The organism is Campylobacter concisus, assembly GCF_050447505.1.
Classification (GTDB): domain Bacteria; phylum Campylobacterota; class Campylobacteria; order Campylobacterales; family Campylobacteraceae; genus Campylobacter_A; species Campylobacter_A concisus_BP.
This window is the reverse complement of the sequence record NZ_JALMFZ010000001.1, coordinates 1,558,433-1,583,019: the sequence shown is the minus strand read 5'-3', so window position 1 is coordinate 1,583,019 and position 24,587 is coordinate 1,558,433. Positions and strand designations below refer to the sequence as shown.

At 39.4% G+C, this 24,587-nt stretch carries 29 protein-coding genes and 1 other RNA gene; 21 read left to right on the top strand and 9 right to left on the bottom strand.

Features of this window, described 5'->3' with window-relative positions; genetic code table 11:
• Window positions 1-25 precede the first annotated feature (25 nt).
• The 7 genes from MTT09_RS08080 to MTT09_RS08050 all read left to right on the top strand — a co-directional run bounded on the left by MTT09_RS08080 (window position 26) and on the right by MTT09_RS08050 (window position 6,443).
• Window positions 26-694: a response regulator transcription factor gene (locus MTT09_RS08080; RefSeq protein ID WP_004317516.1), complete on the top strand. Its 669-nt coding sequence runs from the start codon at window positions 26-28 to the stop codon at window positions 692-694.
• A complete protein-coding gene (locus MTT09_RS08075) occupies window positions 678-1,784 on the top strand; it encodes a sensor histidine kinase (protein WP_429803457.1) in 1,107 nt (368 codons plus the stop codon). Before MTT09_RS08080 ends, MTT09_RS08075 begins: the two co-directional genes overlap by 17 nt.
• A gap of 49 nt (window positions 1,785-1,833) precedes the next feature.
• Window positions 1,834-2,844 (top strand): Holliday junction branch migration DNA helicase RuvB, encoded by a 1,011-nt coding sequence (ruvB, locus tag MTT09_RS08070; RefSeq protein ID WP_021090089.1) that lies wholly within the window; start codon window positions 1,834-1,836, stop codon window positions 2,842-2,844.
• 23 nt (window positions 2,845-2,867) lie between these two features.
• The gene (locus MTT09_RS08065; protein ID WP_429803456.1) at window positions 2,868-3,947 is read left to right on the top strand and encodes a cytochrome C; all 1,080 of its coding nucleotides are present in this window, start codon (window positions 2,868-2,870) and stop codon (window positions 3,945-3,947) included.
• A gap of 189 nt (window positions 3,948-4,136) precedes the next feature.
• Window positions 4,137-5,177, top strand: a complete 1,041-nt coding sequence (locus tag MTT09_RS08060; protein ID WP_429803455.1) for an AI-2E family transporter — start codon at window positions 4,137-4,139, stop codon at window positions 5,175-5,177.
• A gap of 14 nt (window positions 5,178-5,191) precedes the next feature.
• Window positions 5,192-5,563, top strand: a complete 372-nt coding sequence (locus MTT09_RS08055; protein WP_429803454.1) for an HIT family protein — start codon at window positions 5,192-5,194, stop codon at window positions 5,561-5,563.
• The gene (locus tag MTT09_RS08050) at window positions 5,556-6,443 is read left to right on the top strand and encodes a cache domain-containing protein (protein ID WP_429803453.1); all 888 of its coding nucleotides are present in this window, start codon (window positions 5,556-5,558) and stop codon (window positions 6,441-6,443) included. Before MTT09_RS08055 ends, MTT09_RS08050 begins: the two co-directional genes overlap by 8 nt.
• Window positions 6,444-6,445: 2 nt before the next feature.
• On the opposite strand, the gene MTT09_RS08045 is transcribed toward MTT09_RS08050, so the two are convergent.
• The 6 genes from MTT09_RS08045 to panB form a co-directional block, all read right to left on the bottom strand.
• Window positions 6,446-6,841 carry a Fic family protein gene (locus tag MTT09_RS08045; RefSeq protein ID WP_194170302.1) on the bottom strand — a complete coding sequence of 132 codons (396 nt, stop codon included), beginning with the start codon at window positions 6,839-6,841 and terminating at the stop codon, window positions 6,446-6,448.
• Window positions 6,829-8,004, bottom strand: coding sequence for a hypothetical protein (locus tag MTT09_RS08040; protein ID WP_194170301.1), 1,176 nt, complete (start codon window positions 8,002-8,004; stop codon window positions 6,829-6,831). The genes MTT09_RS08045 and MTT09_RS08040 overlap by 13 nt, the downstream gene beginning before the upstream one ends.
• Before the next feature lie 59 nt (window positions 8,005-8,063).
• A complete protein-coding gene (locus MTT09_RS08035; RefSeq protein WP_194170300.1) occupies window positions 8,064-8,864 on the bottom strand; it encodes a hypothetical protein in 801 nt (266 codons plus the stop codon).
• Entirely contained in the window at window positions 8,864-9,277 is a 414-nt protein-coding gene (locus MTT09_RS08030) for a hypothetical protein (protein ID WP_194170299.1), read from the bottom strand. The genes MTT09_RS08035 and MTT09_RS08030 overlap by 1 nt, the downstream gene beginning before the upstream one ends.
• Window position 9,278: 1 nt before the next feature.
• Window positions 9,279-9,863, bottom strand: a complete 585-nt coding sequence (locus tag MTT09_RS08025; protein WP_194170298.1) for a GTPase — start codon at window positions 9,861-9,863, stop codon at window positions 9,279-9,281.
• A 263-nt stretch (window positions 9,864-10,126) separates the two neighbouring features.
• Window positions 10,127-10,942: a 3-methyl-2-oxobutanoate hydroxymethyltransferase gene (gene panB / locus MTT09_RS08020; protein ID WP_429803452.1), complete on the bottom strand. Its 816-nt coding sequence runs from the start codon at window positions 10,940-10,942 to the stop codon at window positions 10,127-10,129.
• An 85-nt stretch (window positions 10,943-11,027) separates the two neighbouring features.
• On the opposite strand from panB, the gene MTT09_RS08015 reads away from it, so the two are divergent.
• The 3 genes from MTT09_RS08015 to MTT09_RS08005 all read left to right on the top strand — a co-directional run bounded on the left by MTT09_RS08015 (window position 11,028) and on the right by MTT09_RS08005 (window position 13,069).
• The gene (locus tag MTT09_RS08015; protein ID WP_004317574.1) at window positions 11,028-11,432 is read left to right on the top strand and encodes a hypothetical protein; all 405 of its coding nucleotides are present in this window, start codon (window positions 11,028-11,030) and stop codon (window positions 11,430-11,432) included.
• A 30-nt stretch (window positions 11,433-11,462) separates the two neighbouring features.
• Window positions 11,463-11,821: a transfer-messenger RNA gene (gene ssrA / locus MTT09_RS08010) on the top strand.
• 87 nt (window positions 11,822-11,908) lie between these two features.
• Window positions 11,909-13,069 carry a WG repeat-containing protein gene (locus MTT09_RS08005; RefSeq protein WP_429803451.1) on the top strand — a complete coding sequence of 387 codons (1,161 nt, stop codon included), beginning with the start codon at window positions 11,909-11,911 and terminating at the stop codon, window positions 13,067-13,069.
• Between the two features lie 52 nt (window positions 13,070-13,121).
• Here the strand turns inward: MTT09_RS08005 and sppA are convergent, their stop codons facing one another.
• Together sppA and mqnF are read right to left on the bottom strand one after the other, a co-directional pair.
• The gene (sppA, locus tag MTT09_RS08000; RefSeq protein ID WP_429803450.1) at window positions 13,122-13,985 is read right to left on the bottom strand and encodes a signal peptide peptidase SppA; all 864 of its coding nucleotides are present in this window, start codon (window positions 13,983-13,985) and stop codon (window positions 13,122-13,124) included.
• Complete coding sequence (gene mqnF / locus MTT09_RS07995) at window positions 13,973-15,190, bottom strand: aminofutalosine deaminase family hydrolase (protein ID WP_429803449.1); 1,218 nt, start codon at window positions 15,188-15,190, stop codon at window positions 13,973-13,975. Before mqnF ends, sppA begins: the two co-directional genes overlap by 13 nt.
• Before the next feature lie 84 nt (window positions 15,191-15,274).
• On the opposite strand from mqnF, the gene aroQ reads away from it, so the two are divergent.
• Genes aroQ through mnmA form a run of 11 tightly spaced genes read left to right on the top strand, consistent with a single transcriptional unit; the run spans window position 15,275 to window position 24,116 of the window.
• A complete protein-coding gene (gene aroQ, locus MTT09_RS07990) occupies window positions 15,275-15,754 on the top strand; it encodes a type II 3-dehydroquinate dehydratase (protein ID WP_429803448.1) in 480 nt (159 codons plus the stop codon).
• Window positions 15,751-16,776: a M24 family metallopeptidase gene (locus MTT09_RS07985; RefSeq protein ID WP_429803447.1), complete on the top strand. Its 1,026-nt coding sequence runs from the start codon at window positions 15,751-15,753 to the stop codon at window positions 16,774-16,776. The genes aroQ and MTT09_RS07985 overlap by 4 nt, the downstream gene beginning before the upstream one ends.
• A complete protein-coding gene (gene folK, locus MTT09_RS07980) occupies window positions 16,773-17,249 on the top strand; it encodes a 2-amino-4-hydroxy-6-hydroxymethyldihydropteridine diphosphokinase (protein WP_429803446.1) in 477 nt (158 codons plus the stop codon). Before MTT09_RS07985 ends, folK begins: the two co-directional genes overlap by 4 nt.
• A 9-nt stretch (window positions 17,250-17,258) precedes the next feature.
• Window positions 17,259-18,617 (top strand): flagellar biosynthesis protein FlhF, encoded by a 1,359-nt coding sequence (flhF, locus tag MTT09_RS07975; protein ID WP_429803445.1) that lies wholly within the window; start codon window positions 17,259-17,261, stop codon window positions 18,615-18,617.
• Window positions 18,610-19,476, top strand: a complete 867-nt coding sequence (locus tag MTT09_RS07970) for a P-loop NTPase (protein ID WP_429803444.1) — start codon at window positions 18,610-18,612, stop codon at window positions 19,474-19,476. Before flhF ends, MTT09_RS07970 begins: the two co-directional genes overlap by 8 nt.
• Window positions 19,477-19,489: 13 nt before the next feature.
• A complete protein-coding gene (locus tag MTT09_RS07965) occupies window positions 19,490-19,834 on the top strand; it encodes a hypothetical protein (RefSeq protein WP_012140116.1) in 345 nt (114 codons plus the stop codon).
• Window positions 19,806-20,510, top strand: a complete 705-nt coding sequence (locus MTT09_RS07960; RefSeq protein WP_004317527.1) for an RNA polymerase sigma factor FliA — start codon at window positions 19,806-19,808, stop codon at window positions 20,508-20,510. Before MTT09_RS07965 ends, MTT09_RS07960 begins: the two co-directional genes overlap by 29 nt.
• Entirely contained in the window at window positions 20,510-21,613 is a 1,104-nt protein-coding gene (gene fliM, locus MTT09_RS07955) for a flagellar motor switch protein FliM (RefSeq protein WP_012140115.1), read from the top strand. Before MTT09_RS07960 ends, fliM begins: the two co-directional genes overlap by 1 nt.
• Entirely contained in the window at window positions 21,603-22,457 is an 855-nt protein-coding gene (gene fliY, locus MTT09_RS07950) for a flagellar motor switch protein FliY (protein WP_021090090.1), read from the top strand. Before fliM ends, fliY begins: the two co-directional genes overlap by 11 nt.
• Window positions 22,457-23,047 (top strand): TIGR00730 family Rossman fold protein, encoded by a 591-nt coding sequence (locus MTT09_RS07945; protein WP_103608665.1) that lies wholly within the window; start codon window positions 22,457-22,459, stop codon window positions 23,045-23,047. Before fliY ends, MTT09_RS07945 begins: the two co-directional genes overlap by 1 nt.
• Before the next feature lie 16 nt (window positions 23,048-23,063).
• Window positions 23,064-24,116 (top strand): tRNA 2-thiouridine(34) synthase MnmA, encoded by a 1,053-nt coding sequence (gene mnmA / locus MTT09_RS07940; protein WP_429803730.1) that lies wholly within the window; start codon window positions 23,064-23,066, stop codon window positions 24,114-24,116.
• Here the strand turns inward: mnmA and MTT09_RS07935 are convergent.
• Entirely contained in the window at window positions 24,103-24,465 is a 363-nt protein-coding gene (locus tag MTT09_RS07935; protein ID WP_429803729.1) for a DUF488 domain-containing protein, read from the bottom strand. The genes mnmA and MTT09_RS07935 overlap by 14 nt on opposite strands.
• Window positions 24,466-24,587: the final 122 nt, after the last annotated feature.

Here is a 24,587-nt window from a genome sequence, read left to right as displayed (position 1 = left end):
AAAGTTTGTTTTTTAGGAGAGCATTTTGAAGATTTTGCTTTTAGAAGATGATCTAGGGTTTCAAGAGAGCGTCTGTGAGTTTTTGCAGACGCTTGGTTATGAAGTTACAGCGGTGAGCGACGGTCAAGAGGCTTGCGACTTGATAGAGAAAAATTTCTATCACCTTTTTATACTCGACATAAAAGTGCCTGGAGTAAATGGTCACGAAGTCATCAAGTATATAAGAAGTCTAAATCCAAACGCTCCTATCATGATAACGACATCTTTAGTTGATATAGATGATATGGCGATTGGCTATGAGCTTGGCTGTAACGAGTATCTAAAAAAGCCATTTGAGCTAGCTGAGCTTAAATTTAGAGTTGCTGAGCTTATGAGAAAATACTATGGCACTGATGATAAAAACATAGTTAAGATAAATGACCAGTTTAGCTTCAACCTAAACAAGCGTGTGCTACTTAAAGATGGCAAGATGGTCGATCTTAGCGCAAAAGAGGTCGCTTTGGTCGAGTGTTTGGTCTCACATCTAAATTCTTACGTCAGCATGGAGGAGCTTAGAGATCTTGTCTGGAACGACAAAGAGATCGAGGGCGCTGATATAAGGATGCACGTTTTAAAGATAAGAAACAAGACAAACAATAACTTTATCATCTCAAAGAGGCGCATAGGCTACAAGATAGATGCACAAGAGCTTTAAGATCCAGATCATAGCGACATTTGTCATAATGTCGCTCTTTTGCTTTCAAAGCTTTGTGATCTTAAATTTAAGTCAGAAAAATAGCAGCTCAAAGGCTCTCTTTGGTGCTATGAAGCATGAAACTATCATCAAAAATTCATTTCTAAAAAACGAAAATATAGCTAGCTCATTAAAGTATAAATTTGCGATTTACGACGTAAATTTTAAACCAATCATCTCAACCCTTAGCAAAGAGCCAAGCAGCTTTAAATTTGTAACGCTAGAAGAGGGCGGATATCTCTTTTACAAGAGCTTTTTTATAAAAGATAAGACCCCCTACTACATCGTCGTAGAAAAGGAGCTTGATAATAAAAAGAACATCTTTTTAACGGCTATCATGCTGCTTGTCATCCTTGTGGCAGTGCTTTTTATCGTCTATTTTTTATATCTAAGCAGTGTTAAGCCTTACAAAGAGTTTCAAAAGTATATGAATAACTTCTTTAACGACGCTATGCACGAGCTAAAGACCCCACTTGGCGTAGCTGGCATGAACCTTGAGATGCTTGGACTTGAAAACAAGTATATAACCCGCATCAAAAACGCCCTAAAACAGATGCAGATAACCTATGAAGATGTCGAGTACTTCATAAAGCGAGGCTACATCAAATTCCCACTTGAGAGGCTAAATTTAGGCGAATACGTTAAAGAGCGAGTGAAATTTCTCTCAAGCGTGGCTGATGTCAAGCACATCATAGTAAAGACAAATTTAGCAAGCGAGGCATTTACTATGCTAAGCAAGGTCGAAGCTCAGCGCATCATCGATAACACCATCACAAATGCCATAAAATACAGCCCAAAAGAGAGCGAGATAATAGTAAATTTAGAGCTTGAAGCAGATCGCATAAATCTTAGCGTGCAGGACTTTGGCAAGGGGATAAAGGACGTCAAAAGGGTCTGGAAAAGATACGTCAGAGAGGATGAAATCCAAGGTGGCTTTGGTCTTGGACTAAATATCGTCAGCGAAATTTGCCAAAAGCATGACATTTTATACGGCGTCGATAGCGTTTATAATGAAGGCAGCACCTTTTACTATAAATTTAAACGAGCTTAGATTAAGCATAAAAGCGTAAAATGAAGCCTTAAATTTAGAAGGAAAAACTTTGGATAGAATCGTTGAAATCGAAAAAGTAAGCTTTGAAAATGACTTTGAAGTCTCGCTAAGACCGACAAAATTTGAAGACTACATAGGCCAAGAAAAGATCAAGCAAAATTTAGACGTCTTTATAAAAGCAGCCAAAAAGCGAAACGAATGCCTAGATCACGTGCTATTTTACGGACCTCCAGGACTTGGTAAAACCACACTCGCTCACATCATCGCAAACGAAATGGGCGTAAGTATCAAAATGACCGCAGCGCCGATGATAGAAAAGAGTGGCGATCTAGCAGCGATCCTTACAAATTTACAAGAGGGCGACGTGCTTTTTATCGACGAGATACACCGCCTAAGCCCAGCTATCGAGGAGGTGCTTTATCCTGCGATGGAGGATTTTAGGCTAGACATCATCATAGGCTCAGGGCCGGCTGCCCAGACTATCAAGATAGACCTGCCAAAATTTACGCTAATAGGCGCAACGACACGTGCTGGCATGATCTCAGCGCCTTTAAGAGACCGCTTTGGGATGGACTTTAGGCTGCAGTTTTACACAAGCAGCGAGCTAAGCCGTATCGTGCAGATCGCCTCTGCCAAACTTGGCAAAGAGTGCGACAAAAACGCCTCGCTTGAGATCGCTAAACGCTCACGTGCCACGCCTAGGATCGCTCTTAGACTGCTAAAGCGAATTCGCGACTTTGCCGAGGTAAATGACGAGCAAATCATCAGCCACGAGCGTGCGAAAGAGGGGCTTAACGCACTTGGGGTAAATTCGCTCGGATTTGACGAGATGGATATTAGGTATTTAGAAATTTTGATGCAAGCAAGGCGCCGTCCTATGGGGCTTAGTACGATCGCAGCGGCACTTAGTGAGGACGAGGGCACGGTTGAGGACGTCATCGAGCCATATCTGCTTGCAAATGGCTTCATCGAGCGCACTGCAAAGGGCAGGATCGCAAGTGCGAAGTGCTTTGAGACCTTTAATGTCAAGATCGACATCGAAAAAGGGCTTTTTGAGTAGCGAAATTTAAATTTGGAGCAAAAATGAGCGAGCCACATCTTTGTCCTAAGTGCAAGCAAAGGACGATTTACTTTGACGGGATCTGTTATGAGTGTAGGCAAAAAGAGAAGCTGGAGTTTTACGAGGGACTAAGCGAAGACGAGATGAAAAAGAGGCAGAAAGATATCCTCGCTCGCATTGACGAGCTATATAAATATGATGAAATTTACAGCGACCTCACATATATTTTTTATCTGCATGGCATTTGTGACGAGCAGATCATCGAAGAATTGACAAAAAACGGCGAGTACTATCCACCTGAAATTTACAAAAAGGCTTCAGAGGGGCTTAGAGATGAGCTCATAAATAGTCTAAATGGCGCTGAAAATATCGTAAAAATCAATCATATCCTTTGCGCGCTTGCCTGGCAGGGCGATGAGGTGGTGAGGGAGCTATTTTTTAAGCTTTATAATGCGCCAAAGCCTTGGAAGGCAAAGCTTCACGTAGATACCGATGGATACGCTCAGGTTGCAGGCTGGAGCTTTGATGAGAGCGGCAAGAGAAGAAGCCTAGTCTTTGATAGGTGTTTTACCTGCCAGCCATGCCAAAGCGCGGATGCAAGCGTTAAATTTAAAGCACTAAGCGATGAAAAATGTAAATTTTGTAGCGGTGAGATGCTGGAATTTACAATCAAAAAAGAGAGCCTAAAGCGACTTGGGCTAGAGCTTAAAAACGACGCTGTGCTTAAATTTTGCCCGACATGCATTGGCTTTGTGCAGTATTTTTGCCAAAACGACGGCAAAAGCGTGCAAACGGAGGTAGTGGGCGAGGGTGAGAGCGAAGACTATGTAAGAGATGCTGTGGCAACGCTTGATGGGCAAAATTTCGAGCTAGCAAGCGAGGTTTGCGCTCACTACTCATATATGATAGATAGTGAAATTTTGCTTGGCGGATATCCGCAGTGGCAGCAAGACAGCGAGTATCTAGCATGCCCAAAATGCTGTCAAACGATGAAATATTTAGCGCAAATTCCTTTTGGTGCTTTGATAGACGGCGAGGGGACGATCTATATGCAAATTTGTGATGAGTGCGAGGTTGTCGGAGCAAATTTTCAGTGCACGTAAAAGGCTAAATTTATAGAAGCTTTGAAGTAAAAAATTTACGTAAGGCATAAATTTATCTAAATTTACTAAGTGCTAGCCCACGCTAAAATGCCAAAAGCATAGTCTTTGCAAGCTTGATATCAGAAATTTGGCAAGCAAATTAAGAGCTTTTATAAATTTGCTATAATTACCCCATTTTAAGGGAGCGAGATGAATAACAGGCTGTTTTTTGGAATTTTTGCGTTTTTTGCTTTGGCTTTGGTGGTCTATCTCTTTAAACCATTTTTGCTTGATATCTTTATCGCAGCACTGCTTGCGGTGGCCGTTTCTAACGTACAAATCGCATTTTTGGCACTTACTAAAGATCGCAAGACGCTCTCGTCAAGTCTTACGACATTTGCGCTTTTATGCTTATTTATCGCGCCTCTACTTTATGCTGTCATTGAGATCGCAAAGTACGCAGCTGGCTTTGATATAAACAACGTTACAAAGACCATTGAATTTATTAAAAACTACGATTTTAGCCTGCCAGAGTCGATAAATTTCTTAGAGCCAAAGATCAAGGAATTTATAGGCGGGCTTGATATCAAGATGCTATTTTCGCAAGTCGCTGCTAATCTTGCAAATTTAGGCAAGCTAAGCCTTAAATTTGGCGTTGATATGATCATCATCCTAGTCTTTTTCTTCTTTTGCAACCTCTACGGCAACGAGCTTATAAGCTACCTAAAAGAGGCGCTTCCACTTAAAAAAGAGGACACTGAGTCGATACTAAGCGAGGTTGGCAACGTGATGGGCGTTGTTTTTTACTCAACCATCGCAAATATGATCATCCAGGGCTTTTTATTTGCCATTGTCACCAGTTTTTACGGCTATGACGGCGTGCTAACTGGCATCTTTTTTAGCTTCGCTTCACTCATCCCAGTCGTTGGTGGCTTTTTGGCGTGGGCGCCTATTAGCATTTATGAGTTTGCAAATGGCAACACAGCAGCCGCTATCACGATCGCACTTTATACCATCATCGTGATCTCATTTGGCGCTGATACCTTGCTAAAACCGCTTGTCATTAAATTTATAAACTCAAAACTAGTCAAGATACCAACAAAGATAAACGAGCTACTCATCTTTTTTGCGATGATCGCTGGCATCACGACGTTTGGCTTCTGGGGCGTGATACTTGGACCTGCGATCGTGACATTTTTTATCTCAACGATCAAGCTTTACACGCTTTTGCGAGAGAGAAATTTCGTATAAAATAGGGGCAAAATATGATATATGAAGATAAATTTATAAGAGTTGAGCGCGAAGAGAACGAGCTTCCGTGGGTGAAAATTTTTACAGCTAAGCCCTACCGCGAGCTAAGTGAGTGTGATGAGGTGAGTAGAGCTAGGCTTTTTGAAGCGATGCAGGTTGCTGAAAAGGCGATGCTTGAGTTTTATAAACCAACTAAGATAAACATCGCAAGCTTTGGAAACTACGTGCCACACGTGCATATCCATGTTATCGCAAGATTTGAAAAGGACGCATTTTTCCCAGATAGCGTTTGGGCTAGCCCCAAAAGAAAAAGCGAGCTTGAGCTGCCTAAATTTGATGAGTTTGCTAAATTTTTAGAAAAAAAACTAAGGTCTAGTTTTGAGTAAATACAAAAAATATTTTAATATCTATATCGTCCTGGTCGTTTTTGCGCTGCTTGGTAGCCTATTTTACTTTCTTTATAGCTCATATATGACTGAAAAAAAGCAAAATAATATGCGCGTCTTTTTTGACTACCACGTAAAGCAGCTAAACAAAAGCATCGATGATGAGAAATTTTCATCAATGGCGATCTCGATCTTGCTTGCTCAAAATGAGTCTATACAGATGTGCTTGCTAGGTCAAAACCGCGACGAATGCGTAAAAAATATCGAAAATTTGACCAAAACTCTTGGCGCAGCGTCGATGTATAACAACATCAAACTTCATCTTTACGACAAAGATCTAAAAAGCTACGTAAGAAGCTGGGATCTAAACAGATATGGCGACATGATCGCTAGTGGCAGGTTTTTAGTCCAAGAGTCAAGACGTCAAAATAAGCCCATGGTTGGCATCGAGGCGTGGTATGCTGGAGTGCATATAAGGGCTGTTTCAAATGTGATGCATGAGGGCAAAAACATCGGTAGCATCGAGGTTTTGCTAAACTACGACTCACTTGGAAATTTTTATAAAACGCAAGGTATCGACCTCTTTGTGCTCCTATCAAAAGATAAGATGCCAGCACATAAAAGCGCGCCGAGTGATCAAATTTTAAGTGATTATTACATCGAAAATTTAAGCAGCGCAAATTTAAACATAGTTGGAATTTTGCGTGATATCGACCTTAAAAAGTATGAATTTTACGTATATAAGACGCACTATTTTTGCGTTGTGCCGTTACTTGATGCTAGCAACACGCAGATAGGCTACTACGTCCTTCATGTAAATACTGACGAAAAAGAACGAAACATCTCGCAAAACTATCTCGAATCAGAAGAGCTTTTTTAAATTTACCTCTTTAAAAAGCTCTCTATAAGATCTTTTAGCTCACTTTCGCCAAGTCTATATCTAGAGATCAAGATTATGCTATTTTGTACCGCAAAAGCAAAATTTTCTATAGCAATTGGCATCTTGTTTAACAATATAAAAAAGATACCAAGCATTAAAGCTGTGCTTTTATTGACATCTAAAAATGGGCGAAGTACGACACATGAACAGATGAGGTGAGCTAGCTTGTCGCTAAAATTTGGATAGCAACTGTCATCTTTGATCTTGTCTAAAATATCCTCTAGCTTTGCTATAAATTTGGCGTCACAACCAGCTTTACCACCTATCTCTTCGGCGATCTTGGCTTGTAAATTTATGGCGTCTTTTATATCAAAATATCTCATTTTTACTTTAGCCATTGCAAAATTCCTTTAATCTTTATGTTTGTGGAGATTAGTTTTTTGGTCTCATTTAGATAGTCCTCCACACTCTCATAAAGGTGATCTGGTGCTATCAAACGCTCGTTTTTTACTTCCCAATCCAAAAAACTCCACTCATCTTCATACCAGTCATAATCAGGTTCCGCAGAATAATAGTAGCTATGCCCAATAACAATCAAATAATCAAGAATAGAATAACTTTTTTCATAGTCATTTAGTGTGTAAATGGGTGGGTGTTTTTCTTTTGCAAAGTTATAGAAAAAATAGCTTCTATAGCTCCTCTTCTTTTTTGTGGGCTGTAGTTTGCCAGCACTTTTCATCTCGTCATGCAGGCTCTTTATATCCATCGCCCACCTTTTATCTGAAAAATTCTTTAAAATTTCTATCGCTACTATCTTAAAAGATGGCGTATCGTCCGCAAGAGTGGTCGCCTTTTTGATGATCTTTATTTTTTGATCATTGCTTAGAACGTTGTAGTCTAGCACATCTATAAGCTTCATTATCTCTTTTTCACGTGCTATAAATTGATCAAAAAAGCTATCCTTTGTCGCTTCGTCAAAGATATCCATTTGACTAAGGTTAAAATAGTGAATTGCCCTGTTTGGAAAGGGGCTTTTGTTAAAAATCTCCCACATCATATCTTTATCAAATTTATAAACCATATTAAGTAAGTTTTCAAACTGATAAAATGTTTTTACAAGATTAGAGGCTCTTTGATAAAAGGCTTTTGTTAGTGAAATTTCACGCGGTAAGTGACGATACAGCTTTATTAGTTCATCAAATTCGTTAGTTTCGTTTATCAAGTCTGTGAACTCATCAAAAAAAGCTAGCTCATTTGATGTCTTTTTGAAATTACTAAGCAAGATATTTTTGCGTTGATCTTTGCTAAATTCTTTTTTCATGGCTTGCTTGAAAAACCTTATAGCCAGCTCGCTATCTTGCAAAAGCCATAAAACATGCCTGCCAAGCTTAACTAAAATGCCGCTTCTATTTGTATCAAAAAGTGCTCTTTCATAAATTTCTCTAGCCAAGCTATCATCTTTTAGCTCAAATTTAGCAAGTTCGGCTAGTTTTAAATACTCTTTTGTGCTGGCTATATTGTCAAGCTGCTCGTAAATTTGATCTTTTGTTATTTTGCTCATCACCTCTCCTTTGTTTTTTTGCATTTTACAAAGAGGATATGACAGGATGTGTCGTGCGGTTAAAAAGTTATTTTGTATGTGATGCTCTGTGCAAAAGAGTAGCTCCTGTTATTGCTAGATTGGGTTTGTATTTTTAGGTTAGATGATATAAATTTAGGTATGTTTATCCCAATGTTTATTTTTGCTTGAAATTTTGCATTTTCTTGTAGAGATATATTTAAATTTTCAGTTCTTGTTATGTCTCCACTTATTTTACCAACAGCCAAGTATTGTTTGATATAGCTACCTAAAAAACCTGGTAGAGCATTTATATCTATATCCTCATCTTTGATCCACTCTTGTAACTCCTCTTTACTGAGTGGTATATTGTTTTTTAGATTTTTATGTTCTTCTTGTATATAATGTGCTTTTTCACTGGTTGTTGATATGTTATTTTTGAAATTAAGATTTTCTTCTCCAGCAACACCTGATTTACTCAGATTCGCTTCTTGTAAAAAATAAATTTCTTGTTCACTTAACTCAGTTTCAACTTTTTTGTAAGAAACACTAAAATATTTTGCACCCATTTTTAGGGAAAAATCTAGAATCATAGCTATTAACTCTTCCATGTAGAGTTCATTGTAGTTTTTTAAGTCATAATAACGATTTTTATATAAATTGGATTTGGCCAATATTATATTTGTGCCATATTCTATTTTTGCAGGACTAGTTCCTTTATCTGTTTTGACCCATATATCTTTTAATAATGTATTATCTACTACTATCACCTCACACTCTTGTGTTATTGGCTTTGTAGCTTCTGGGTTTTCTTCTATATCTATTTTTGTTTGAAAATCAACTGGTAGAATTTTATTTTTCATTACAAATTCCTCTTTAGCAACAATATAGTACCAACGGCTGCTGCTAACAAAATAACTCCTTTTATGAGTGCTTTTTTTTCTGTGTATTCCTTTTGTAATTTATCAAAATTTTGAATATCTAGCCCCATCTTCTCTATTGTTTTATATATCTCTTCTTTTGTGATGTCTTTATTATAAAAAACCATAGCCGTGCGAATTCTTCCTATATCATCTTTTTCTGGATGATCTATAAAGACTATAAAATTATCATTCACGGAGCAAAATTTTTGTTTTCCTATATTGCCTATATTTTTTGTGTTTGCTAAAATTTTATCTATACATCTTTGTTCTTCATCGCCATAAACAAATTCTCCATTTAGTGTTGTTATAGTCTCTTCTTTTTTGTTTTTACCTTGTATGGTTGCAATAATCATTTTAATCCCTTTCTAAAAAATTAAATACTTCATCTTTACTAACTTTTGTCATATCAAAAACAATAGCATCATATCCTTCTTTTCTTAGTCTATTTTCTATCTCAGGTTTTATATTTTTATCTATCTTATCGCCTCTTGTTCCTATTATCTTAGATGTAAATTCTCTTTCTTCGCTTTCTTTTTTTGCATTTTCTATTTGTGCTATTATTAATTTATCATTGTTTATAAAATCTAAAACATTAAACATATAAATATATATAATTTTTCTATCCTGCTCTTTATTTTTAAGCTCTTGTAGGTCGTTTTTTATCTCTTCCTTTCTTTTTGCAAATTTCTTGTGACCAGCCAAATTTATGATTGTATAGTCAATTTCCGAACTCACCTCATATTTCTCGTCTTTTGGTGTAGCTCTATATTCTTTTTGAAAACCTTTTCCAAGCAATGTGTTTAATAGTGTGTCTTTACCAGACCCTGGGTCTCCTGTAAGCAAAATAGTTCCTTTATTTTTTTTTAATAAAACAGCTATTGTGCCTCCAAAAATGGCTGCAAGAATCACCCAACCAAACCACGGAATAAGCGGTATCATTTTTCTCCTTTAACTTTTTTTGCAAGTTATTCTATTATTTATCTTTTATATTTTTAAGATATTTAAAAATTATTTGCTACTTTTTTAAAATTATACATAAATAACATGACAGTTTGTGTCACAAATAAAAAGTAAGAGCTAAAATTTAATTAAATTTTTAAAATACATTAGTAAATGGTAAAAATTAACCCTATATTAAATAAAATAAATTGAAATATTCTAGTTGGACCGGTGCTCATTTGTATTTTATATAAAGAACAAGTTTAGCCCTTATACGAAAACTCTTCGCTTGGGAAAATTTTGTTTTTTACTTCGTTAGTGTAGCTTTGCACGCCTTTTCGCACAAGAGCGGCTCCGTCAAGATAGCGCTTGACAAATTTAGGTTTAAAGTCCTCGAAAAATCCCAACATATCAGACCAGACAAGCACCTGCCCATCGACGTCCGCCCCAGAGCCTATACCCACAACTGGCACACGAACCTGCCTTGTTATCTCGCTTGCTACGTTGCTAAGCGTGCCCTCAAGTAGTATGCTAAACGCGCCAGCTTGCTCAAACGCTAAAGCCTCTTCAACTAGCCTTTTTGCCTCAAGTTCGCTTCTACCTTTTATCTTATATCCGCCCTCAAATTTAAAAAACTGCGGCTTTAGTCCGATGTGAGCCATCACGTTTATGCCCTCTTCGCAGAGGCGTTTTACTAAATTTACCTGGTGCATGCCAACTTCAAGCTTCACAGCATCTGCATTTGTCTGCTTAAAAAATTTCATCGCATTTTTGATCGCTTGTTTTTCGTTTGTGTAGCTGCCAAATGGCATATCAGCTAGGATAAAAGTCTTTTTAGCCCCGGCACAAACGGCCTTTGTGTGATAAAGCATGGTGTTCATATTGGCACTTAGCGTGCTCTCTTGCATGTTAAAGCTCATGTTTAAGCTATCGCCAACAAGGATAACATCAGCGTAATCATCAAAAATCTTCGCAAATAGCGCATCGTAGGCGGTTATCATCACGATAGGCTCGACGCCTTTTTTGTTTTTTATATCATTTATAGTGAGTTTTTTCTTTGCGATTGTTTCATCTTTCATGGCTAAGTCCGGTAAAATTTGTGATAATGCTAACAATTTTATCAAAATTTTGCTACAATTACGCCAATTTCTTAAGGACATGAAAATGGGTATATTAAAAAGGCTTGAAGTCGATTATTCTTATGATATAGTTGAGGAGTTTCTCTCTCACTACACTTTGATGTGCGATTTACTAGAGCCTTTGATAATAAATTTAGGAAGAGCTGACAAGTATAAGGAGAGCATTTTAGAGCTTTCTAGGATCTTTCACAATATCAAATCAGCAGCAGGTTTTATGCATCTTGACCCGATCTTAAAGCTGACGACTTTGGCTGAAGAGGTCACTCAAGAGGCTAGAAGCTTAAAAGGTCCAGCAAATGATAAATTTATAGATTGGTTGCTGCTTATTAGCGATCAGTTTCATAAATACAAAGGCGACGTCGAGAAAGACCTAGAGTATTTTAGCGTCCTTGAGCCAAAGATCATTGACGTACCTGCAAAGCTTGACTAAACAATCCAACTAAACCATTTCATTTTTTATGGGAGCGACTTGGCTTCGACAGGAGCAGAGTGTGTACGGTGGCACGTCGCTTTGAGCAAAGCGTAAAAAGCTCAAATTAAATTTAAACGCAAACAACGTTAATTTCGCTCCTGCTTACGCTAAAGCTGCGTAAGTTCAGTTGAGCCTCGCTTTGTCTCATTCTAGCTAGGATGTAAGCGAGTAATTTAGCTAGAGTAGGCCAGCAAAGTGACTGCTTGCTAGCTGAAATTTTAGTCTTAGTCTAAATTTTGGTTTTGGAAAGTGAGCCTTTTTAGATGAAATTTTCACTTTTGCTAAGCGTGTAGAGGCTGTACGGATTTTGTTTTTGGACAGGGGTTCGATCCCCCTCGCTTCCACCATCTACTTTAAATTTCTCTCAAATTTACTTACTTTTTAAAATAATATAAACTAAAATAACATAACTCATATAAACAAAGGAGAGGGATATGTTTTGGGAATTTGATGATGTTGGTAAATTTAAAGAAGGTCTTGCTGCTGTTCAAAAAGACGGCAAATTGGGATATATAAACACCAAAGGCGAACAGATCATAGAGTGTAAATTTGATGATGCTTGTTGTTTTAAAGAAGGTCTTGCTTCGGTTCAAAAAGACGGCAAATGGGGATATATAAACACCAAAGGCGAACAGATCATAGAGTGTAAATTTGATGATACTTTGGGTTTTGACGAAGGTCTTGCTTCGGTTCAAAAAGACGGCAAATGGGGATATATAAACACCAAAGGCGAACAGATCATAGAGTGTAAATTTGATGATACTTTGGGTTTTGACGAAGGTCTTGCTTCGGTTCAAAAAGACGGCAAATGGGGATATATAAACACCAAAGGTGAGCAAGCCATAGAGTGTAAATTTGATCATGCTTGGGGTTTTAGTGAAGGCTTTGCTTTGGTTGAAAAAGATGGCAAATGGAGTTGTATAAACACCAAAGGTGAGCAGATCGTAGAGTGTAAATTTGATTATGCTTGGGGTTTTAACGAAGGTTTTGCTTGGGTTGCAAAAGATGGCAAATGGGGATATATAAACACCAAAGGTGAGCAAGCCATAGAGTGTAAATTTGATCATGCTTATGATTTTAGTGAAGGTTTTGCTAGAGTTAAAAAAGACGGCAAATGGGGATATATAAACACCAAAGGTGAGCAGATCGTAGAGTGTAAATTTGATGATGCTTGTGATTTTAGTGAAGGTTTTGCTAGAGTTAAAAAAGATGGTAAATGGGGTTATATAAATACCAAAGGTGAGCAAGCCATAGAGTGTAAATTTGATCATGCTTATGATTTTAGTGAAGGTTTTGCTTGGGTTGAAAAAGATGGTAAATGGGGTTATATAAATACCAAAGGATGTTTTGTCATTTTTGACAAAAGCAAAAATGAGATAGAGGTGTTTGATAAGGTTATAGACAGGTCAAATAACACTTTCTACTTATCACGACTAGATAATAAATTTGGACTTTTGGATGAAAACTTTAGTGTCGTTATCAAAAATAGCATTTATGGTAAATTTGAGGTGCTTCAAAGGATAAATGAAACTACTTTTTTGATAAAAATAGCAGAGCGAGAACTCTTTGTGGATAGCGAGGGGAATTTTAGATAAGCTAGCTATAAAAAGCTCTGCCAGCCAGTTAAATTTAACTTGGCTGGTTTATTTATCTAAGCTTTGTCTCGAAAAATGCGTTAAAAAGTGAGTTTATGCCTTGCTTTGTAAATTTCTCCATTATCTTTTCGAGCTGTGGTTTTTCTTGCCAGATGGGCTCATCTACGAGGCTTATTTTTGCTAGCTCATTTTGAGCGTCTATGTAGCTGCCAAGGCTGTCTATTAGCCCCATTTTTAGGGCATTGTGCGCCAAAAAGACCCTTGCGTTTGCCCACTCGTCTTTTTTATTGATGTCTAAATTTCTAGCCTCCGCCACGTCACTTACAAAGAGCATGTAAGCGTCATTTACGAGCCCTTGCAAGCTCTCGCGCTCCTGCTTGCTCCAGCTCCTCATAAAGGTGCCAGCCTCTTTAAACTCGCCAGCCTTCACCACCTGCTCGCTCACGCCTAAATTTTTGGCTAAATTTTCGATGTTTGCCCCTTGCATGATGACGCCGATCGAGCCGATGAAAGCGCCAGGGTTTGCGATGATGGCGTCGGCATTTACGCCAGCGTAGTAGCTGCCACTTGCCATGTTGCCAGCAGCGTATGTGAGCACTTTTTTGCTCTCTTTTAGTCGCTTGACCGCCATGGCTAGCTCTACGCTTGGACTTAGCGCACCGCCTGGACTGTCGATGTAGAGCAGCACGCCTTTGATATTGCTATCACTCCTTGCTTTTTCGAGCGCATCTAAAATTTCGCTAGTGTCCATTATCGTGCCAGTTATGTCTATGCGGGCTAAATTTGGCTCTTTCATCTTGCCATCTGGCGCGAAAATAAAAAATAAGATGAGTAAAAATATGAGCGCCTTAAAGTAGTTATTGATAAATTTAAAAATTCCCAAAAATCCTCTAAAAATAAGCCTTAAAATTTGCAAATTTTGCCTCCGATATATAGTTTTTTAGCCTCGTTTGTATGAAGTATGAGCTGAAGTATTAGCTCGCTATCATCGCACTCTAGGTCGCTATAGATTGCGATATCAGCCGCGCTTCCAGCCCTTATCTCGCCGTTATTTGTCCTAAGCGCCTTTGCACCCCCGTGCGTTGCAGCGACAAAAAGCCTAGTGGCAAGCTCGTTTAGATCAAGGCTAGCGTGGGTAAATAGGGCAGCCCTTAGCTCATGCCAGAAATTTAGGCTGATATTTGAGCTAAGGCCGTCTGTGCCGATGTTTAGACTGACGTTGTTTTTTAAAATTTCTTTTAAATTTAGCGCCTTTTTGCCAAGTAGCCTATTTGAAATGGCGCAGTGCGTCACGCTGTGATGAGGCTCAAATTTAGCAAAATCGCTCACATAAACGCAGTGCGTAAAGAGTGTATTTATCTCACGAAACATCGCAAAATAGCTCTCTTTGTCATACATCGGCTTTGGATCTTGGCTAAATCTTAAAAGATGCTTTTTAAAGCCACCGCTGCCGTGCTCTAGCCATTGCTTTTCAGCCTTGCTCTCTAAAAAGTGCGTGCTTACAAGAAGACCATCCTTTTTAGCTATCTCAAGGGCGGCTTTGGCGAGCTTTGGATGCACAGAGTAGGGCGAGTGCAGCGAGATAGCTGGGGTGAAATTTTGGCTTTTATAGCTCTTTGTTTTTTCAAATTTAGCTAAGAAATTTTGTAAATTTTGGTGGGTCATCTGCTCATTTGAGCCTAAAATTTCACTAAAAAGCACGACTTTTAGCGGACTAGTGGCTAAAATTTCAAGATCACTACCAAAGCTAGATATCTCGCCAATGGTACAAACTCCGCTTTTTAGCAGCGAATTTATGGCTTCATTCATCGTTTTTTTAGCGTCCATTTTAGCTAGCTCGCCACCTTTATCGACGATAGAGCCAAGCCATTTTATAAAGTCGCCATATTTTAGAGTGCTAACGTTTGAGCTAAACTCCAAATGAACGTGCGTATTTACGAACGCTGGGGCGATCACGCTATCACCAAAGTCGCAAATTTTCGCATTTTTAAATTTTTTTTGCGCCTCTTTTTCGCTTGTAATTTCTAAAATTTTATCATCATTAATAACGATACAAGAATTTCTTAAAATTTTTGGATTTTCTCCGCCAGTGATGATCTTTTTTGCTTTTAAAATTTCCATTTCTAGCCTTAAATTTTTGTTATTGTAGCGAAAATTTAGGAACGAAAATGTATAATTTGGGCTATTTAATCAAAAAGGAGTGACATGGATAAGAAGCTAAAAATAATGGTTATCCAAGGCCCAAATATCAACATGCTTGGCGCTAGAGAGCCAGGAATTTACGGCGTTATGAGGATGGAGGATATCCACTCTCAAATGAAGATCGTTGCCGATCAAAATGACGTAGAGATCGAGTTTTTTCAAAGCAACCTTGAGGGCGAGCTAGTCGATAAGATCCAAGAGTGCTTGGGCGATGCAGACGGCATCATCATAAATCCAGCTGCCTATACTCACACCTCTATCGCTATCCGTGACGCGCTAAGTGCGGTTGCGCTACCAGTTATCGAGGTGCATATCAGCAACGTTTATAGAAGAGAAGAGTTCCGTCATAAAAGCCTTATCGCGCCAGTTGCAGCAGGCCAGATCGTGGGTTTTGGACCAGTTGGCTATCATTTGGCGATGATAGGCATGCTTCAAATTTTTGAGCAAATCAAAGCAGTAAGAGCAAATCAAAACGCACAATGAATTTCATCTTAAAGGACGAAAACGCCGTATTTTACGAGTGCGGTTACAGCTGCGATAATGAGTTTTTGCTATGCCTTGATGGCGTGAAATACTTTTTCACAGACGCGAGGTATTATTTCGAGGCAAAAAGCTGCGTAAATACTGGCGTGGTCGTTCTTTTGGCGCAGAGAAATTTAATAAGCGAGGTGCGGGCATTTTTAAGAAAGATGAAGCCAAGCAGCCTCGCTTTTAACCCTGATGAGCTAAGCTTAAGCGAATTTAATGCGCTTAGCAAGGGTTTTAAGATAAATTTCAAGCCAAAGGCAAATTTCTCTAGGCTAAAGAGAATTTGCAAGAGCGAAGATGAGATAAAAATTTTAAAAAGAGCTAGCGAATTTGGAGCAAAATGCTTTGATGAATTTGCTAAATTTGTGCGTGAAAATGGCGAAGGGATGAGCGAAAAAGAGCTTCATTTCAACGCCTCGCTCATCTTTAGGCAAAAAAACGAGCTAGGTCTTAGCTTTGATCCGATCGTAGCGATAAACGAAAATGCCGCAAAGGCGCACGCGCTGCCTGGGGATAAAATTTTAAAAAGGGGTGATTTGTTGCTACTTGACGCTGGGGTTAAATTTAAACGCTACTGCTCTGATCGCACTAGAACTGCTTGCTTTGATGAAAATTTTAACTTCTCAAAGGAGCAAAAATTTAAAAACGCCAAGATGCAAGAAATTTACGAGATCGTAAAAGAGGCTCAGGCTGCTGCGATAAAGGTCGCAAGAGCTGGCGTTAGGGCGTGTGAGATAGACCTTGCAGCAAGAAGTGTCATAGCAAAGGCTGGATATGAAAAGGCCTTTTTTCACTCGACAGGACATGGCGTGGGAGTCGATATACACGAGCTTCCAGTCATCTCAGCAAGGAGCGAAACGCTCATAAAAGAGGGCATGGTCTTTAGCGTGGAGCCTGGAATTTATCTAGAAAATGAATTTGGTGTCAGGATCGAAGACGTGGTGGTCGCAAGAGAAGGTGGGTGCGAAATTTTATGAGGCTAGCTGGAGCAAGAAAGATCGTAAAAAGCCGTTTTTGCCCTAGTTTTTTTGAAAAAAGAGATGAGTTTAAGTATGAGGCGCTAGTTGGCATGGGTGGCAACATCGGCGATAGCGCAAAGAGGTTTGATAAATTTATAAGAGCGATTACAAGTGATAGTAGGTTTCATGTAGTTGAAGTCTCGCCGATCCTGATAAATGCGGCGTTTGGCTACGAAGAGCAGGATGATTTTAGTAACGCTGTTATAAATTTACAAACATCTGTGAGCCCTAGAAATTTGCTAAAAATTTTGGGGCACTATGAGAGTAAATTTAAGCGTGTGAGGACGTTTAAAAATGCGCCACGAACGCTTGATCTGGATATTTTGTATTTTAGTAAAAAAGTCTATAAGACGCCGCGCCTTATCGTCCCGCACCCAGGGGCTGGTAAGAGGCTTAGCGTGATCGTGCCACTAGGGCTTATGAGAGGTTAAAGGATATAAATGGCTACAAAATTTCATACTTTTACAGGCGAGAGCACCATCGAGGCTTTGAAAAAGGCTCAAGAGGCGTGCGGTGAGAAGGCCATACTCGTCACCACAAAGCAAATTCAAGCCAAAACGATAAACAAAAAGCCGCTTTATGAAATTTTAGTAAGCGTCGAAGAGGACGAGGTAAAGCAGCCGCCAAAACCAAATGTAAAAGCAATAAACTATGAAAATGCCTACTCTAAATTTAGCAAAAACTACGAGCCGCCAAAGCCAAAATTTGAGATAAAAGAGGAGCCTGCTAAATTTGAGGCAAAGACGACGTCGCCTGAGCCTTACGATCCAAATGAGAGTGTGCTTTTAAATATCTCAGATGTCGCAAAAGAGATAAGCGCGATCGCAAATGTCGATATGAACGAGATAAAAGAGCCAAATACAAATGGCATGAATAAAAAAATAGACGACGTAGCAAAGCAAGTAAGCGTGCTAAGCGAGAAAATAGGTCTGATAACTGACATGATCTGGGACGAAAAAGCCCCAAATCGCAACAATCTCTCGATCCCGCCAGAGTTTGCTAGCATCTACAAGCTCGCAAAACAAAGCGGCATGAAAGAGGAGCATCTAGAGGCGATCATGCAAACGACGCTTGAAAATTTGCCTGTTTCTATGAAAAGCAACCCAACTGCGGTAAAAAGGTATTTCTACTCGCTTTTGCGAAATATGCTGCCATGCAGAAAAGAGCTCGGCGATAAAAAACAGCGCATAATGATGCTAGTTGGCCCAACTGGAGTTGGTAAGACAACGACTCTTGCAAAGCTCGCGGCTCGTTTTGCATACGGCAACGAAAAGCGCTATAAAACTGGCATCATCACGCTTGATACTTACCGTATCGGAGCGGTCGAGCAGCTATTTCAGTACGCTAAGATGATGAAGCTACCGATCCTTGATGTCATAGAGGTCGAGGACTTTCAAAACGCCATAAAGCAGCTTAGCTACTGCGACGTGATACTAATCGACACCACTGGAAATTCGCAGTATGACAAAGAAAAGCTTGAAAGACTTGATAAATTTCTAAAGCATAGCGGCGCAAAGATCGATGTAAATTTAGTCCTCTCAGCTGGCTCAAAGGTTGAGGATCTAATAGAAATTTACAATGGATTTTCATTTTTAGAGATCGACACTTTAATAATCACCAAATTTGACGAGACCAAAATTTTTGGCAACGTCTTTTCGCTGATATATGAGACAAACACGCCAGTTAGCTACTTTAGCGTGGGTCAAGAGGTGCCTGATGATCTTGTGGAGGCAAAGAGCGAATTTTTAGTAGAGTGCGTGTTTGACGGCTTTACAAAGCAAAAGGCTAGCGATGAATAACCAAGCGCAAAAACTACAAAATTTAGTCCAGTCTCAAAATAAGGCTAAAAATACGCATTTTATAGCGATTACAAGCGGTAAAGGCGGCGTTGGCAAGAGCACGATAAGTGCAAATTTGGCAAATGTCTTGTCGCAAAATGGCTACAAAGTAGGACTTTTTGACGCTGATATCGGCCTTGCAAACCTTGATGTGATCTTAAACGTCAAAATGGGCAAAAACCTGCTTCACGTGCTAAAAGGCGAGTGCAGCCTAAAAGATATCTTGATACCTATAAATAAAAATCTCATCCTCATCCCTGGCGAGAGTGGCGATGAAATTTTGAAATTTAACAATCAATTTTTATTTGAGAGATTTTTAGATGAGGCGAGCGAGCTTGATGGGCTTGACTTTTTGATCATCGACACTGGTGCTGGCATAGGCGGCAGTACGCAGCTCTTTTTAGAAGCAGCTGATGAGGTTATCGTGGTGACTGTGCCTGACCCTGCGGCGATAACCGATGCGTATGCGGTCATAAAGATCGTTTCAAGGTTTAAAAATAACGAGCTTTTACTTTTAAATATGGTAAAAAACGAGGCTGAGGCCACTAGAATTTATGAAAATGTAAAGCGAGTGGCAAATGCAAATATCGGACCAAACTTAAATTTAGAGCTAATTGGCTACGTGGCTTCTGATAAGAGCGTGGCAAGGAGCATAAAGCAAAGGACGCTCTTTACAGATGACGAAGCTTACGGCTCTGCTAGCGTGCAGATCAAACAGATAGCTTCGAATTTGCTTTATAGGTTGGAACGAAAAGTGCTTAAAGATGAGCAAAGCAGGAGCTTTGGGGGCTTCTTTAAGCGTTTGATAGAACAATTTTAATGGAGATTGAGCTTTGCGTGCAGAAAATTTTATAGCATTTTTTACGGTTTGTGGATTTTTCATAGGCATAGTTTTTACCTTGCTAAAGGTAAGTGAGCCTATCGAAATGCTCGTTTATACGCTAGTTATTACTTTATTTTTTTACCTTATAATTCACATCGTGATAATGAACTACGTCGATGTAAAAAGGACTTTGAAGAAATTTTTTGACAAGCAAAGACATGAGGAGATCGCGGACTATCTCATCTCTGAGCTAAACGTTAGGGAAAAACGGATGGAAAATATCATGCTAAAAGTAACCACCGAAAATTTAGACTCTGGTAAGCAAAATGTACGAACTAAAGCAAAAGCAGCTTAACGCTTATAAAAGTACCATTAAAAAGGAGCAAGACGAGATCGTCTTAAAATACATGCCAGCTCTGCGTGCAATGGCGTTTAGACTAAAGGAGCGCTTGCCTTCAAGCATTGACGTAAACGACCTTATAAGCGTTGGTGTTGAGGAGATGATAAAGCTTAGCAGGAAGTATGATAAAGAGCAAAACGACTCATTTTGGGGATATGGCAAAAAGAGAATTTATGGCTCGATGCTTGACTACCTAAGAGCGCTTGACGTCGTTAGTAGAAGCGACAGAAAGCTAGTAAAGAGCATAAATACCGAGATAGATAACTACTTTAACACGCACGAAGAAGAGCCAAGCGACGAGTATCTGGCTGAAAAACTAAATGAAGATATCGAAAAGATAAGAGAGGCAAGGGGAGTTAGCGGTATCATCACTATCTTGCCAATAGACGAGCAAATGGAGCTAATCGGTCAAAGCGATGTTGAAAAAAGCGTAGAAAAAGAGGATCTTATCTTAAAGATCGAAAGTGCGTTAAAAGACTTTGACGAGCGTGATCAGATGATAGTTCAGCTTTACTACTACGAAGAGCTAAATTTAAAAGAGATCAGCGAGATAATGAACATCAGCGAGAGTAGAATTTCACAAATTCATAAACGTTTGCTTGATCGCATCAGACGCAGCTTGGGGGTTTAATGGCTGATATTTTAAGTCAAGAAGAGATAGATGCGCTACTTGAAGTCGTCGATGAAGACGGCGATACGAGCAATATCGAGATAGAAGAGAGCCCACAAGGCGAACAAAAACAGATCATTATCTATGACTTCAAGCGCCCAAACCGCGTTAGTAAAGAGCAGCTCCGTGCGATAAAAGGCATCCACGACAAGCTTGCTAGAAACCTAGCTAGTCAAATTTCAAGCGTCATGAGAAGTATCGTCGAGCTTAGACTTCACAGCGTAGATCAGATGACATACGGCGAGTTTTTGATGAGTTTGCCAAGCCCAACTAGCTTTAACGTCTTTTCTATCAAGCCGCTTGATGGAAACTGCATCTTAGAGATAAATCCAAGCATAGCTTTTCCTATGATAGATCGCTTACTTGGCGGAACTGGTGAAAATTTCGAGGCAAACAGAGAGCTAACTGACATCGAGGTAAATTTACTTGATGCGGTGCTTAGGATGATCATGCAGCGCCTAAAAGAGAGCTGGTCGATGATAACTGATATGTATCCAAACGTCGAGGCTAAAGAGAGCAGTCCAAACGTCGTTCAGATCGTATCTCAAAACGAGATCGTCATCATGGTCGTCATGGAGATCATCGTTGGTGGCTCAAGCGGCATGATAAATTTATGCTATCCAGTCATCTACCTAGAGCCGATCCTTTCGCGCCTTGCAAACAGAGACATCATGCTTGGCGAAACTAGCGCTAAAAAGAGTAGAAACAAAGAGCTAAAAACGCTAATAGGCCGTGCTGAGGTGCTTTATGAGGCGATCCTTGGTAAGTCAATCGTTAGCGTAAATGAGTTTTTAAATTTAAAAGAGGGCGATATCTTAAGGCTTGATAGAGGCGCTGATGATAAGGCGATCGTTTGCATCGATAAAAAAGAGGTATTTTTGGCTGAAGTTGGGCTTCATAGATTTAGAAAGTCTATCAAGATCGAGCAGCTAATCCGCTCTGATAAAGACGAGATCAAACACATCCTAGAAAAATACGAAGAAGAGCGAAAAGCAAAACTAATGGCATACGACGAGGCCAACGAACACAACAACGAAGAAGAGAGCGAAGATAATGACGAATGAATTTTTTAACATCTTTTCAAATGAGTTAAAAGCGACCATTGAAGGGCTAACTGGTAGAGCACCAGAGATCGGCGAGAGAAACGAATTTGACGCGCCAGCGCAAAATGGTATAAAACCGCCAGTTGTCATGGCTAGTGTGACATTAAGCGGCGACATCAATGCAAAAGCTGAGATCGCTTGCACGCCGGTGCTCATAAGCGCAGTTAGCGAGTGGATGATGGGCGAAGAAGAAATTTCAAAGAATGAAAATCTCGGTAGCGACGAGCTTGACGCTGCAAAAGAGATATTTTCAAACCTTTTTAGCGCATTTAGCACCTCTCTTGGAGCGCAAAAGGGCATGCCAAAGATCAGCTTTGAGGTGATAAATGTAAATTTCTTAGATGAAAACTCATCGCTTGATTTTAGCGTTTTTGAAAAGCTTTTTTTGTTTAACATAAAGATCGAGGATCTAAATGAGCATGTGGCTTTTGTCTGCGATCACACGCTTATGAGATTTTTTGAGCCTGCTAAAAGTGAGCCAGCAGATGCAGCAAAAGCCGCAGCCGCTCCTCATGCACTAAAGGGCGAATTTAGCGCAGAAGAGATGAGAAATATCGGCCTTATTATGGACGTAAGACTTCCAATGCGTGTTCGTATCGGCTCAAAAAGGATGCTCTTAAAAGATGTGCTCACTATGGATATAGGCTCAGTCATCGAGCTAAATCAACTCGCAAACGACCCGCTTGAAATTTTGATAGGAGATAAGGTGATAGCACTTGGCGAAGTTGTCATAATAGACGGCAACTTTGGCATCCAGATCACTCAGATAGGCTCAAAACGCGAGAGGCTTCAGCAGTTAAAATAATGAATGAATTAGTAAATGATCTCTTAAAATTTCCAAGCGTTTTAAAGTATAAAAACAAAAATGTAACCTTCTTTGGCTCGGCTAGATTTGATGAAGAAAATTTCTACTGCAAAAAGGCATACGAGCTAGCTTACAAGCTAAATGAGCTAGGTTTTGCTATATTAACTGGCGGTGGAGATGGCATAATGAGAGCAGCAAACAAGGGTGCATTTGATAGCGCAAAGTCCCCTAGCGTCGCACTAAACGTGAGGCTTCCATTTGAGCAAAATACAAATCCATACGTCACCGCAAAATATCTCTTTTCAAATTTAAGCCCAAGAAAATTTGCCCTAACTGATAGTTCCATTGCATTTGTCGTCTTTCCTGGTGGCTTTGGCACGCTTGATGAGCTATTTGAAATTTTGGTGTTAGTTCATGTTGGCAGCAAAAAAGTGAAAATTTTTCTTTATGGATGCGAGTTTTGGCAAGGGCTTGATGAGTTTATACGAAAGACGCTGATCCCTCAAAAAACGATAAATGAAGAAGATCTAAGCTTATATAAAATCACCGATGATATAGAGCTTATCGTAAGCGAAATTTTGGCTATTTAAAAATAAGATATAAAATATCGCCTTTAAATTTAAAAAAGGTAAAAATATGAAAATAATGGTTGCAATGAGCGGCGGCGTAGATAGCACGATGACGGCTAAATTTCTGCAAGAGGCTGGACATGAGGTGCAAGGCTGCTACATGATGCTTCATCAAAAGCCAGGATACCACGAAGAAAACATCAGAAAAGTCAAAAAAGTGGGCGAATATCTTGGCATCAAGGTGCATATACTCGATCTGCAGGATAAATTTAACGAATATGTCTATGACCCATTTGTCAGGCTTTATAAAGAGGGCAAAACGCCCAATCCTTGCGCTTTGTGTAATAAATTTATAAAGCTTGGTGCGCTACTTGACTTTGCAAAGGCAAATGGCTGCGAGAAGCTTGCTACTGGGCATTACGTGCAGGTGGTTGATGGTTTTATAACCTGCGCCAAAGATCCTAGCAAGGATCAGAGCTACTTTTTAGCTCAGGTGCCAAAAGAGGTGCTAAAAGATGTCATTTTTCCACTTGGAGATAAATTTAAAAAAGATATAAAAGAGCTAGCAAGAGGCGTAAAAGTGCTTGAAGAGTTTGCTACGCAGGCAGAAAGCAGTGAAATTTGCTTTGTGGAAAATACCTACATCGAGGTTTTAAACAAGCACTACGATACAAATTTGCCAGGCAACGTGGTTGATAAAGACGGCAATATCATCGGCCGCCATCAAGGCTACATGCACTACACTATCGGCAAACGCCGTGGCTTTGAGGTTTTTGGCGCTCATGAGCCACACTTTGTCATCAAGATAAACGCTGATAAAAACGAGATCGTTGTCGGCACGAAAGATGACCTTGCTCAAAAGGTGGTCGAGCTTGAAAACGTAAATTTATTTATAGATGAAGTTAAATTTGAGTGCGAAACGAAAATAAGATATAGAAGCCCTAAACTTGAGGCTTTTGTAGAGGTTGATAAAACTAGCAAAACCGCAAAGCTAACGCTAAATCAAAACGCACTTGGCGTAGCGCAAGGTCAGCTTTGCGTGATGTATGAAGGTGAGCGCGTCATCGCAAGTGGCTTTATAAAGAGTTAAGCGCCTCTTTTATCACCTTGACGTGGCTAAATTCTGGCTCTTTGACAGCAGTTAGAAGCGCCACGTTTTTATACTCTTTTTCTAGCTTTTTAAGCTCTTTTAGCCCCTCTTGCTCCTCTTTGCCATTTAGCTCTTGCTTAAATCTTTTGCAAAACTCATCAAACCTAGCCTCTTTATCTTCATGAAACCATGACCTTAACTCGTTTGACGGAGTGACTGATTTTAGCCAGATAAAGCTAGAAAATATCTCTTTTTTCACGCCTCTAGGATAAAGTCTATCGATAAAGACACCTTTAAATTTCTCGTCGTTGCTTTTAATAAAGTCGTAAATTCTACATATCTTAAACATGTTTGTTATCTTAGTCTTCATAAATTTACAAATGTAAAATGGTTTAAAAATTTAGTGTAAATTTTGGCTTTTGGAGTAGAAAATTTGACTAAAAATAGTGGGTAAATAAATTTAAATTTAAA

Bases quoted from the DNA above. Each gene is read 5' to 3' on its own strand.
- MTT09_RS08055 (WP_429803454.1), top strand. From the start codon at position 5,192: ATGATATATGAAGATAAATTTATAAGAGTTGAGCGCGAAGAGAACGAG.
- MTT09_RS08015 (WP_004317574.1), top strand. From the start codon at position 11,028: ATGGGTATATTAAAAAGGCTTGAAGTCGATTATTCTTATGATATAGTT.
- mqnF (WP_429803449.1), bottom strand. From the start codon at position 15,190: ATGGAAATTTTAAAAGCAAAAAAGATCATCACTGGCGGAGAAAATCCA.
- MTT09_RS08030 (WP_194170299.1), bottom strand. From the start codon at position 9,277: ATGATTATTGCAACCATACAAGGTAAAAACAAAAAAGAAGAGACTATA.
- MTT09_RS08025 (WP_194170298.1), bottom strand. From the start codon at position 9,863: ATGATACCGCTTATTCCGTGGTTTGGTTGGGTGATTCTTGCAGCCATT.
- fliM (WP_012140115.1), top strand. From the start codon at position 20,510: ATGGCTGATATTTTAAGTCAAGAAGAGATAGATGCGCTACTTGAAGTC.
- MTT09_RS07935 (WP_429803729.1), bottom strand. From the start codon at position 24,465: ATGTTTAAGATATGTAGAATTTACGACTTTATTAAAAGCAACGACGAG.
- MTT09_RS07945 (WP_103608665.1), top strand. From the start codon at position 22,457: ATGAATGAATTAGTAAATGATCTCTTAAAATTTCCAAGCGTTTTAAAG.
- aroQ (WP_429803448.1), top strand. From the start codon at position 15,275: ATGGATAAGAAGCTAAAAATAATGGTTATCCAAGGCCCAAATATCAAC.
- MTT09_RS08065 (WP_429803456.1), top strand. From the start codon at position 2,868: ATGAGCGAGCCACATCTTTGTCCTAAGTGCAAGCAAAGGACGATTTAC.
- panB (WP_429803452.1), bottom strand. From the start codon at position 10,942: ATGAAAGATGAAACAATCGCAAAGAAAAAACTCACTATAAATGATATA.
- MTT09_RS08045 (WP_194170302.1), bottom strand. From the start codon at position 6,841: ATGGCTAAAGTAAAAATGAGATATTTTGATATAAAAGACGCCATAAAT.
- MTT09_RS08060 (WP_429803455.1), top strand. From the start codon at position 4,137: ATGAATAACAGGCTGTTTTTTGGAATTTTTGCGTTTTTTGCTTTGGCT.
- MTT09_RS08005 (WP_429803451.1), top strand. From the start codon at position 11,909: ATGTTTTGGGAATTTGATGATGTTGGTAAATTTAAAGAAGGTCTTGCT.
- folK (WP_429803446.1), top strand. From the start codon at position 16,773: ATGAGGCTAGCTGGAGCAAGAAAGATCGTAAAAAGCCGTTTTTGCCCT.
- fliY (WP_021090090.1), top strand. From the start codon at position 21,603: ATGACGAATGAATTTTTTAACATCTTTTCAAATGAGTTAAAAGCGACC.
- MTT09_RS07970 (WP_429803444.1), top strand. From the start codon at position 18,610: ATGAATAACCAAGCGCAAAAACTACAAAATTTAGTCCAGTCTCAAAAT.
- MTT09_RS08040 (WP_194170301.1), bottom strand. From the start codon at position 8,004: ATGAGCAAAATAACAAAAGATCAAATTTACGAGCAGCTTGACAATATA.
- MTT09_RS08035 (WP_194170300.1), bottom strand. From the start codon at position 8,864: ATGAAAAATAAAATTCTACCAGTTGATTTTCAAACAAAAATAGATATA.
- MTT09_RS08075 (WP_429803457.1), top strand. From the start codon at position 678: ATGCACAAGAGCTTTAAGATCCAGATCATAGCGACATTTGTCATAATG.
- flhF (WP_429803445.1), top strand. From the start codon at position 17,259: ATGGCTACAAAATTTCATACTTTTACAGGCGAGAGCACCATCGAGGCT.
- MTT09_RS07960 (WP_004317527.1), top strand. From the start codon at position 19,806: ATGTACGAACTAAAGCAAAAGCAGCTTAACGCTTATAAAAGTACCATT.
- MTT09_RS07985 (WP_429803447.1), top strand. From the start codon at position 15,751: ATGAATTTCATCTTAAAGGACGAAAACGCCGTATTTTACGAGTGCGGT.